Origin of the sequence: Microbacterium sp., assembly GCF_035277845.1 — a bacterium.
Classification (GTDB): Bacteria; Actinomycetota; Actinomycetes; order Actinomycetales; family Microbacteriaceae; genus Microbacterium.
This window is the reverse complement of record NZ_DATEJS010000258.1, coordinates 1-9,231: the sequence shown is the minus strand read 5'-3', so window position 1 is coordinate 9,231 and position 9,231 is coordinate 1. Positions and strand designations below refer to the sequence as shown.

The window sequence follows — 9,231 nt, the reverse complement described above, 5'->3', positions numbered from 1 at the left end:
CCCCGTGATGCCGAGCCGCACACCGGACGACGCCGTGATCTGCCGCGAGGTCATCGTCGGGCCTTCCGGGCCGGCGCCGCCAGGGATTCGAGCTGCACCATGAGAAGTCCGCCCACGAACTGGCGCCCCGCGAGCCGTGCGTGCGAGGGCGAGGCCATCCACAGCAGCCCCATCGTTGCGGCATGAAGCGCATCGGCCGAACGGCCGACTCGATGCGCCCAGCGCGGTCCCGCGACGAGCAGCACCGCCGCTTGTCCCGCATGGCGGATCGCAGCCAGGGCCGGAAGGACAGGCGACACGCCGCGCGATCGCGCGGTCCGGGCATCCGACTCGTAGGCCGACGCCAGCACGATCCGCACCAGCTCCACGCCCCATGCGATCGCCGACGGCCTCATCGATGTGCCCCGCCGTCGACCACCGTCACCACCGTCACGCCCCGACCCATGCCGTCACCCGCCCTCTCGCCGTCGATCGGCTCCGGTCCGAACGTCGCACGCCGCAGATGGCCCGGCAACCCGGTTGCCCATTCGCGACGGAAGGAGGACCATGCGGCACCGCGATCCGAGCCGCCTCGAGTCGCGCGGAAGGCGCTTGTCCAGCTCTGGCATAACTGTTGGCCCGACGCATGCCGCACACGGGGATGCATCGTCGGCGACATGCCTCTAACCTCGGCTCATGCCCCTTGCGCTGATCACCGGAGCGGCGCGTGCGAACAGCATCGCCGCGGGAATCGTCCCCCGGCTGCGAGCAGACGGTTGGGACGTCGTCACGAGCGACCTCGACACCGGCGACTACCCGTGCGACCTGTCGGGCGCCACGGCGCCGAGCGTGCTCATCGAGCGGATCTCCCGCGAACGCGGCACGCTGTCGGCCCTCGTCCTCAGCCACGCCCACGACGTGCAGTCCGGCATCCTCGACACCACCGCGGAGAGCTTCGACGAGCATGTCGCAGTCAATGCGCGCGCGACGCTCCTGCTCATCGCGGCTTTCGCGCGCCAGGTCGACGCCTCGGGAGGCGCGATCGTCGCGTTCACCAGCGATCACACGACCGGGAACCTCCCCTATGGGGCGTCCAAGGGCGCCCTCGACCGGATCGTCATCTCGGCGGCTCGGGAGCTCGGTCCGAAGGCGATCTCGGCGAACGTCGTCAACCCCGGCCCGATCGACACGGGCTGGATGGACGACGAGACGCGCCGCGCCCTGACGTCGCAGCAGCCGCTCGGCCGAGCGGGAACGCCGAAGGACATCGCGGCGATCACCTCGTTCCTCCTGTCCGACGAGGGCCGGTGGATCAGCGGTCAGCTGCTCCACGCGGACGGCGGGTTCTCCGCACGGTTCTGACAGACGGGTTTGTCAAGTTTCCTTGACACCGGTGATTCCGTCGGCATACGATCACGTCATGACAAGGGACCTTGACTCGGAACGCGAGACGCCGACCGAGCGTCGCCGCAGGCGTGTGTTCCGGCTGCGGCTCTGGATAGCCACAGGCTGCTACCTGATCGCCAACTTCGGCCTGTACCAGTGGGGACACGTGGGCAGCCCATGGCGCATCGTCTGGGCTCTGCTGCCCGTCGTGTTCATGGCGTGGGTCGTGGTGCTGATCGAGCTCCGCGCGCGACAGCTGGACGAGTACCAGATCAAGCTCTTCTTCCCGGGCCTCGCGGTCGGCTTCGCCGTGTCGATCTTCTCCGCGCTCACACTCGGCACGCTCAGCTCAGCCGGCTTCGCCGTTCCGAACGCCGGCTGGCCGATCGGGCTGATCGGCGTCGTCTCCTGGGAGGTCACGAACCTCCTCGTCAAGGCGCCCATCGCCTGATGCACAACAGGATCCGCGCAGAGCGCGAGGAGCGAAGCTGGACCCAGGCAGGTCTCGCCGAGCATCTCGGGGTGTCGCGGCAGACCGTCGTCGCCATCGAAACGGGCAAGTACGACCCCTCGCTCCCACTGGCGTTCCGGATCGCCGAGCTCTTCGACAAGCCGATCGAGGCGCTCTTCTTCCCTGAGGTTGACGCCGTCCACTCGGTGCAGTAGGCAGGATGCAGCACGGACAGAGTTCGTTCGTGCGGGGCATCTGGGGGGATGACGTGTCGGAGCGGCGACTGCTGGGGCGCCTCGCGCTTGTCGGTGTGTCCGCCGCTGCGCTGACGGCATGCGCGGTCGCGATGATGGCGGGCGCGGCCAGCGCCGGTCCGTCACGGCCGCTCGCGGTCCCCGAGATCCTGGTGCACCCTGCGGCGCCCCACGATCCCGCGCCCGGGCGGGAACAGCTCGAGCAGGCGGGCATCGAACCCCAGACGGCTCGGTATGCGGGCGCCGACGCCCAGGGCTCGTACTGGCTCGCAACCGACCGATCGTCGGGCGTCTGCCTCGTGGCGCAGACGCGAGGCGAGGGCTCCGCGAGCGCGTGCGTGAGCCGCGCGACCTTCGCCGCGCGGGGGATCTCCCTGGGCCTGACCGGGTCGACACCGGACGAGCGTCGCGAGGTGTACGCCATCCCGGACGACGTCGACGCCGAACTGGTGGCGCAGCGCGCCGGACTCCATGTCGTGTCCGCGAACGTGCTCACCGGAGGCGGCGCGCACTCGGGCGGACAGGAGTTCAGGTTCGCGAGCACCGGCAAGACGGGCGGCGCGACCTTTCGGTTCCGCACCCTGCCCATTGGGTAGGGCCCATTGGGCAGGGCCCACAGGGTAGGAGCGCCCTCCCGAGGTGATCAGGAGGTGGACACCACCCAGATCCAGTTGCCGTCCGGGTCGTTGATCGCGAACATCGCGGGGACCGGGCCCCCGGCCGGCATCTCGTTGGAGATCGCGATGCCGCCCGCCGTGAGGCGCTCCTTCTCCGCGGCGAGATCGGCCGTCTCGATCCCGACCGAGCCGCCGCCGGGCTGCCCGCCCATCGGCGGGTTCAGCGCCAGGCGCGCGGTCGAACCGGCAGGGGCGACTTCGACCCAGCGGCCGGCGTTCTCGCCCTCTCCCCACGAGACGTCGGAGCGGATCTCCCAGCCCAGCGTTCCGGTGTAGAACGCGACTGCGGCATCCTGGTCCGCGACCGTGAACATCGCGACGGCGATGGTGATGTCGTTGCTCATCGCTCGAGTGTCCCATCGGGCGCGAGCAGGCACAACGGGTGCCCGGGTTCTCCGGATCCGGGCGCCGCGGCGAGGACTAGAATCCGGGGCGTGGGCACCATCTATTACGGCGGGTCAGCCACCCCGATCCATATCGAAGATCGCGCCCTGGCGCACCTGAAGGTCGTGATCGCCACGAAGCTCCGCCGCGGCGAGAGCTTCACCCTGTCGTGGCGCCACCCCGACGACCAGCCGCGCGGCCGTTCGACGATCTGGCTGCATCCGTCGATCCCCCTCCGCTTCGTGTTCGACGAGCCGGAGGCGCCGCGGCTGAACCGCCAGTTCATCGAGGATCTGGCGAACTCGGCCAACACGTCCGGCGGCATCATGCTGGTCGCCGAGCAGATCGACTCCGAGCCGGTCAGGATCCCGGACCAGTCGCCGCAGCTGGTGGAGATCGCCACGGAAGAGTCCGCCGAGTCCTCGGCGGAGTGAACGGCGCGGGGCCCGTGTCACGGCGCGGCGGGTGAACTCCGCCTCGTCATCGCGGTCGCGCCGATCGCGACGTACAGGGCCGCGGCCGCGACGAATCCGACCGACATGAGGAAAGACAGCCACCCGCTGTCCGTCAGCATCGTCCCCACCCCGACGAGGAACGTCAGGATGATGACGATGAAGGCCCAGAGCGCCGCGCGCTGAGCGAGACCGTCGCGCCGGGCGACCAGCCACACCCGCACGGCCACGACGATGAGGCCGATGCCGACGAGCGCGTGCAGACCGAGGACGATGCCGGCGACGACGCGCCCGGCTCCGGTGTTCTGCTGCGGGGTGCCGATGAGGTTCGCTCCCATTCCGAGCAGGAACTGCACGGCCAGCGCGCTGAGCGCTTCGCGGGATCGACGGGTGAGGTCTTGGGATGATTTCGTCGGCGTGGACATGGGGCACTCCGTTTCGTTGGATGCATCGCACCTTCACCCCCAGTCTCTTCCCCTGCGGGCGTCCTGTCAGGAGGCCGCCGGAGTAGCCGGGCGTACTCTGCCCGGAGTAGGACGAGCCCGCCGCCCCCGGCGGTGGCAGGCTGGTGTCATGCGCATCGTGGTGACGGGTTCGTCGGGAAAGCTCGGTTCGGTCGTCGTGCGGGAGCTTCGCGAACGCGGGCATGAGGTGATCGGGCTCGACGTGGTGGGTGAGCGCGGACCCGGATTCGTGCAGGTCGATCTGTCGGACTACGGCCAGGTCATCGACGCCCTGACGAGCGTCGGCGACCGGCACGACGGGTTCGACGCCGTCGCGCACCTCGCGGCGATCCCGGCGCCCGGCATCCGCTCCGACGTCGCGACCTTCCACAACAACATGGTCGTGACCTTCAATGTGCTGTGGGCGGCGGTGCGGTCGGGCATCCGCCGCATCGCCTACGCGTCGAGCGAGACGGTGCTCGGCCTGCCATTCGACGTTCCCCCGCCCTATGTGCCGGTCGACGAGGAGTATCCGCCGCGCCCCGAGAGCGTGTACTCGCTCGTCAAGGTGCTCGAGGAGCGCCTGGCGACCGAACTGGTGCGGTGGCGTCCCGACCTGTCGATCTCGGCGCTGCGGTTCTCGAACGTCATGTGGCCGGAGGACTACGCGGCGTTCCCGTCGTACGACGCCGACCCCCGCGCGCGCAAATGGAACCTGTGGGGGTACATCGACGCGCGCGACGGGGCTCAGGCCGTGGAGCGTGCGCTGGAGGCCGCGATCCCCGGCTTCGAGGCGTACATCATCGCGGCCGCCGACACCGTGATGTCCCGCCCGAACGACGAGCTGCTCGCCGAGGTCTTCCCCGAGGTGCTGCGCCACGCCGCCATCGGCGAGCACACGACGCTGCTCGGCATCGAGAAGGCGCGGCGGATGCTCGGGTACGAACCGCAGCACACCTGGCGTCGCTGACGGGCGGCGCGGCGGATCGGGCGCGCCCTCGGGGACGCAAACCGGTTCGCCGTCGGCGGAAGACCGCGGGGTGGGTTCCGAAGGCCGACCCATCTGGTGTGGACTGGGGCCATGCGCGTGCGCCGGGTGGTTGTCGACTCCCTCGTCATCGCGGTTGCGGCGGCGGGGGCGATCGCCGTGTCGCTGTGGCTGACGCCGATGCAGGAGGTGTCGACCGCGGGGCAGACCGTGGAGGTGGGGGTGACCGCGCCGACCTGGAGCGTGTCCGGCCCCGGTCAGCTGGATCTGTTCGGGCAGTCCCTGCCCACGACGGTGCAGTTCGAGGGGCCGATCCGGCCCCGGCTCGCACTGACGCACATCACGCTGTCCGAGCAGCTCAGCCAGTTCGCCGCGACGAAGGACGCCACGGCCACGCTCGAGGATGCCGTCGTCGGCGGATGGCGGCGCTTCTTCGTGTGGCAGGCGGTGATCGTCGCCGTCGGCGCCCTCGTGCTCTCCGGCGCCGCCGCGGGATGGATGCGGCACGGCTGGCGGGAGACGGTCATCCTGCTCTCCGGCACCCTCGTGCTCGCGCTCGCCGTCGACCTCGGCGGCGTCATGGTGACCGCCTACAGCGTGCCCGCGAAACTCGCCGGGATCAGTTCACTGCAGGACCTCGTCGGCGGGTCGCGGCCCCCGACGCTGCGCCCGGCGCCCACGAGCCCGGCCGATGCGATCCAGAACGTCGTCGTGGTCGGCGACTCCACCGCCGCGGGGCTCGGCAACCGGCACGTGGTGCACGGCACCGTGAACGACAAGGCGTGCGGACGCAGCCAGGACGCGTTCGCCGTCGACCTCGCCCAGGTGAACGGCTGGACGGTGACCAACCTCGCCTGCCGCGGGGCGACGATCCGCAGCGGGCTGCTGGGGCCGCAGCTCGCCGGAGGCCGCACGATCGCGGCACAGCTGAAGTCGCCGGCCGTCGCGAAGGCGCAGGTGGTCATCGTGAGCATCGGCGCCAACGACGTGCAGTGGACGTCGATGCTGGAGCTGTGCGCGGTGGCGGCATCCTGCTCGGACAACGCCGAGCAGGCCTTCTTCCAGCAGCAGCTGGCCGGGTTCAGCAGCGACTACCTGCAGCTGCTCGACGAGCTGCAGCTGCTGCCGTCGCATCCCCTCGTCGTCATCAACCTGTACTACGACCCCGTTCCGGGCAGTGTCGGGTGCCTGGCGAAGCAGGGCCTCACCCCCGACAAGCAGACGACCCTGCAGGGCGATCTCGACGCCCTGAACACGATCCTCGCCGAGGGGGCGAAGACCGCCGACTTCCTCACCGCGGGGCCGGACTTCACCGGCCACGGGCTGTGCGACGCCCTCCCGTATGTGCAGGGGGTGACGGACATCGCCCCGTTCCACCCGACGCCGAGCGGCGCGCTGGCCATCGCCCTCGCCGACGAGCACGCGCTCCGGCTGCGCTGAGCCGCGCCGGGCGGCCGGGTTCAGTCGGGATGCCGGCTGTGGTCGGCGACGTCCGGCTCCGCGCGCAGGGCGTCGGCAATCTCCTCCTCCGGACGCGGGGCGACGTTCTCGTCGTCCTCGAGTTCCGGCACGGTGGGCTCATCCGGCCCGGGAACGTGGTCGTGGCCCGAGACGCTGCTGCTGCTCGACGACATGGCTGCTCCTTCGGAGGGTGTCACTCCACACCGTACTCGCGGGGGCATCCGTGCGGATGCCCCCGCGTCAGCTCCGCAGCGCCGGCTCCGTCTGCGCGAGGCGCAGCCAGGTGTCCACCACCGTGTCGGGGTTGAGGGAGACCGACTCGATGCCCTGCTCGACGAGCCACTCCGCGAGGTCGGGGTGGTCGCTCGGGCCCTGCCCGCAGATGCCGACGTACTTGTCGCGGCGGCGGCACGCCTCGATCGCCATCGACAGCAGCTTCAGCACCGCGGGGTCGCGCTCGTCGAACGTGCCGGCGACCAGCGAGCTGTCGCGGTCGAGGCCCAGGGTCAGCTGGGTCATGTCGTTCGAGCCGATCGAGAAACCGTCGAAGTGGTCTAGGTAGTCGTCGGCCAGAAGCGCATTGGTGGGCACCTCGCACATCATGACGACCTTCAGGGCGTTCTCGCCGCGGCGCAGGCCGTTCTCGGCGAGCAGCTGCACGACCGCCTCGCCCTCGGCGACGGTGCGCACGAAGGGCACCATGACCTGCACGTTCGTGAAGCCCATCTCGTCGCGCACGAACTTGAGGGCCTCGCACTCCATCTCGAAGCACTCCCGGAAGTCGGGGGAGACGTAGCGGGATGCGCCGCGGTACCCGATCATCGGGTTCTCCTCATCGGGCTCGTAGCGCTCGCCGCCGATCAGGTTCGCGTACTCGTTCGACTTGAAGTCGCTCATGCGCACGATGACGGGCTCCGGGGCGAACGCGGCCGCGATCATCGAGACGCCCTCGACGACGCGCTGCACGAAGTAGTCGCGCGGCGACGCGTAGGCGGCGATGCGGTCGGCGACATCCTCGCGCAGCTCGTCCGGGAGGCTCTCGAACTCGAGCAGCGCGCGGGGGTGGATGCCGATCTGCCGGTTGATGATGAACTCGAGGCGGGCGAGTCCCACGCCGCGATGCGGTAGGCGCGAGAACGAGAACGCCTGGTCGGGCGTGCCGACGTTCATCATGATCTTGACCGGGGCTTCGGGCATCTTGTCGAGGTGGGTCTCGTCCTCGGTGAAGTCCAGGATGCCCTCGTACACGAAGCCGGTGTCGCCCTCGGCGCACGAGACCGTGACCGGCTGCCCGTCGCGCAGGGTGCGCGTCGCGTCGCCGGTGCCGACGACGGCGGGGATGCCGAGCTCGCGGGCGATGATCGCGGCGTGGCAGGTGCGCCCGCCGCGGTTGGTGACGATCGCGGCGGCGCGCTTCATGATCGGCTCCCAGTCCGGGTCGGTCATGTCCGCGACGAGCACGTCGCCGGTCTGGAACTGGCTCATCTGCGCGATGTCGGTGAGCACGCGCACGGGGCCCGCGCCGATGCGCTGGCCGATCGCCCGGCCGGATGCCGCCACGGTGCCCTGCTCGTTCAGCCGGAAGCGCCGGATGACGTTGGCGGACGCGCGCGAGACGACGGTCTCGGGGCGGGCCTGCACGATGTAGAGGGTGCCGTCGACGCCGTCCTTCGCCCACTCGATGTCCATCGCGCGCCCGTAGTGCTCCTCGATGACGAGGGCGTGGCGGGCGAGTTCCTCGAGCTCGGCGTCCGTGATCGAGAACTGTGCGCGGTCCTCGGCGGGAACGTCGACGAACGCGGTGCTGGCGCCCGCCTCCAGGCTGTCGGTGTAGCGCATCGCGATCGCCTTCTCGCCGACGGCGCGCTTGAGCACGGCGGGACGGCCGGCGCGGAGGGCCGGCTTCGAGACGTAGAACTCGTCCGGGTTCACGGCGCCCTGCACCACCGCCTCGCCGAGCCCGTACGAGCTCGTCACGAACACGGCCTGGTCGAAGCCCGACTCGGTGTCGACGGTGAACATCACGCCGGAGGCGCCGACATCCGACCGCACCATCCGCTGCACGCCGGCCGACAGCGCGACCTCGTCGTGCGCGAATCCGTGGTGCACGCGGTACGCGATCGCCCGGTCGTTGTACAGGGAGGCGTACACGCTGCGGATCGCGGCGAGCACGTTGTCGATGCCGCCCACGTTCAGGAACGTCTCCTGCTGGCCCGCGAACGAGGCATCCGGAAGATCCTCCGCGGTGGCCGACGAGCGCACCGCCCATGTGACGGTCTCGGGCTCGGCATCCGTCGCGACCAGGCGGTCGAACGCCTCGCGGATGTCGCGCTCGAGGTCGTCGGGGATCGGGTGCGCCTCGATCCAGGCGCGGATCTCGGCGCCGACATGGGCGAGCTGCGTCACGTCCGCGACATCCAGACCGGCGATCGCGTCGCTGATGCGTCCGCGCAGGTCGTCATGGGCGAGGAACCGGCGGTACGCCTCCGCGGTCGTCGCGAAGCCGCGCGGCACGCGCACCCCGAGACCGGTGAGATTCGAGACCATTTCGCCGAGCGAGGCGTTCTTGCCGCCGACCTGAGGCAGGTCGGACATGCCGAGCTCGTCGAACCAGAGGATGTTGCTCATGGGGTTCTCCTTCGTGGGGCTGGTCAGGGGCGGAGCCTGAGGGTCTGCAGGATCACCGCGGACATCTCCTCCACGCTCTTCGTGGAGGAGTTGAGGAAGGGCACGCGATTGCGCCGGTAGAGGTCTTC

At 70.2% G+C, this 9,231-nt stretch carries 12 protein-coding genes; 7 read left to right on the top strand and 5 right to left on the bottom strand.

The features are described from left to right. Positions 1-50 precede the first annotated feature (50 nt). Positions 51-368: a hypothetical protein gene (locus VJR25_RS11210; RefSeq protein WP_324115055.1), complete on the bottom strand. Its 318-nt coding sequence runs from the start codon at positions 366-368 to the stop codon at positions 51-53. 307 nt (positions 369-675) lie between these two features. On the opposite strand from VJR25_RS11210, the gene VJR25_RS11205 reads away from it, so the two are divergent. From VJR25_RS11205 to VJR25_RS11190, 4 genes are read left to right on the top strand one after another with little or no spacing between them, the layout of a single operon-like run. Then, positions 676-1,341, top strand: coding sequence for an SDR family oxidoreductase (locus VJR25_RS11205; protein ID WP_324115054.1), 666 nt, complete (start codon positions 676-678; stop codon positions 1,339-1,341). 58 nt (positions 1,342-1,399) lie between these two features. Further along, on the top strand, positions 1,400-1,816 hold the full coding sequence (locus VJR25_RS11200; RefSeq protein WP_324115053.1) for a hypothetical protein: 417 nt from the start codon (positions 1,400-1,402) through the stop codon (positions 1,814-1,816). Continuing rightward, the gene (locus VJR25_RS11195; RefSeq protein WP_324115052.1) at positions 1,816-2,031 is read left to right on the top strand and encodes a helix-turn-helix transcriptional regulator; all 216 of its coding nucleotides are present in this window, start codon (positions 1,816-1,818) and stop codon (positions 2,029-2,031) included. Before VJR25_RS11200 ends, VJR25_RS11195 begins: the two co-directional genes overlap by 1 nt. A 5-nt stretch (positions 2,032-2,036) precedes the next feature. Beyond that, positions 2,037-2,666, top strand: a complete 630-nt coding sequence (locus tag VJR25_RS11190; RefSeq protein ID WP_324115051.1) for a hypothetical protein — start codon at positions 2,037-2,039, stop codon at positions 2,664-2,666. Between the two features lie 47 nt (positions 2,667-2,713). On the opposite strand, the gene VJR25_RS11185 is transcribed toward VJR25_RS11190, so the two are convergent. Continuing rightward, a complete protein-coding gene (locus VJR25_RS11185; RefSeq protein WP_324115050.1) occupies positions 2,714-3,091 on the bottom strand; it encodes a VOC family protein in 378 nt (125 codons plus the stop codon). 90 nt (positions 3,092-3,181) lie between these two features. On the opposite strand from VJR25_RS11185, the gene VJR25_RS11180 reads away from it, so the two are divergent. Beyond that, complete coding sequence (locus tag VJR25_RS11180; protein ID WP_324115049.1) at positions 3,182-3,565, top strand: hypothetical protein; 384 nt, start codon at positions 3,182-3,184, stop codon at positions 3,563-3,565. 17 nt (positions 3,566-3,582) lie between these two features. On the opposite strand, the gene VJR25_RS11175 is transcribed toward VJR25_RS11180, so the two are convergent. Next, entirely contained in the window at positions 3,583-4,008 is a 426-nt protein-coding gene (locus tag VJR25_RS11175; protein ID WP_324115048.1) for a hypothetical protein, read from the bottom strand. Positions 4,009-4,156: 148 nt separating this feature from the next. On the opposite strand from VJR25_RS11175, the gene VJR25_RS11170 reads away from it, so the two are divergent. Continuing rightward, entirely contained in the window at positions 4,157-4,996 is an 840-nt protein-coding gene (locus tag VJR25_RS11170; RefSeq protein ID WP_324115047.1) for an NAD(P)-dependent oxidoreductase, read from the top strand. 111 nt (positions 4,997-5,107) lie between these two features. Continuing rightward, positions 5,108-6,454 carry a GDSL-type esterase/lipase family protein gene (locus tag VJR25_RS11165; RefSeq protein ID WP_324115046.1) on the top strand — a complete coding sequence of 449 codons (1,347 nt, stop codon included), beginning with the start codon at positions 5,108-5,110 and terminating at the stop codon, positions 6,452-6,454. 20 nt (positions 6,455-6,474) lie between these two features. On the opposite strand, the gene VJR25_RS11160 is transcribed toward VJR25_RS11165, so the two are convergent. Together VJR25_RS11160 and ppsA are read right to left on the bottom strand one after the other, a co-directional pair. Continuing rightward, positions 6,475-6,648, bottom strand: coding sequence for a hypothetical protein (locus tag VJR25_RS11160; RefSeq protein WP_324115045.1), 174 nt, complete (start codon positions 6,646-6,648; stop codon positions 6,475-6,477). 67 nt (positions 6,649-6,715) lie between these two features. Further along, positions 6,716-9,103: a phosphoenolpyruvate synthase gene (ppsA, locus tag VJR25_RS11155; RefSeq protein ID WP_324115044.1), complete on the bottom strand. Its 2,388-nt coding sequence runs from the start codon at positions 9,101-9,103 to the stop codon at positions 6,716-6,718. Positions 9,104-9,231 lie beyond the last annotated feature (128 nt).

Excerpts from the sequence above, each read along its gene's own strand:
- ppsA (WP_324115044.1), bottom strand. The coding sequence starts at position 9,103 with ATGAGCAACATCCTCTGGTTCGACGAGCTCGGCATGTCCGACCTGCCT.
- VJR25_RS11200 (WP_324115053.1), top strand. The coding sequence starts at position 1,400 with ATGACAAGGGACCTTGACTCGGAACGCGAGACGCCGACCGAGCGTCGC.
- VJR25_RS11195 (WP_324115052.1), top strand. The coding sequence starts at position 1,816 with ATGCACAACAGGATCCGCGCAGAGCGCGAGGAGCGAAGCTGGACCCAG.
- VJR25_RS11170 (WP_324115047.1), top strand. The coding sequence starts at position 4,157 with ATGCGCATCGTGGTGACGGGTTCGTCGGGAAAGCTCGGTTCGGTCGTC.
- VJR25_RS11205 (WP_324115054.1), top strand. The coding sequence starts at position 676 with ATGCCCCTTGCGCTGATCACCGGAGCGGCGCGTGCGAACAGCATCGCC.
- VJR25_RS11175 (WP_324115048.1), bottom strand. The coding sequence starts at position 4,008 with ATGTCCACGCCGACGAAATCATCCCAAGACCTCACCCGTCGATCCCGC.
- VJR25_RS11165 (WP_324115046.1), top strand. The coding sequence starts at position 5,108 with ATGCGCGTGCGCCGGGTGGTTGTCGACTCCCTCGTCATCGCGGTTGCG.
- VJR25_RS11190 (WP_324115051.1), top strand. The coding sequence starts at position 2,037 with ATGCAGCACGGACAGAGTTCGTTCGTGCGGGGCATCTGGGGGGATGAC.
- VJR25_RS11160 (WP_324115045.1), bottom strand. The coding sequence starts at position 6,648 with ATGTCGTCGAGCAGCAGCAGCGTCTCGGGCCACGACCACGTTCCCGGG.
- VJR25_RS11185 (WP_324115050.1), bottom strand. The coding sequence starts at position 3,091 with ATGAGCAACGACATCACCATCGCCGTCGCGATGTTCACGGTCGCGGAC.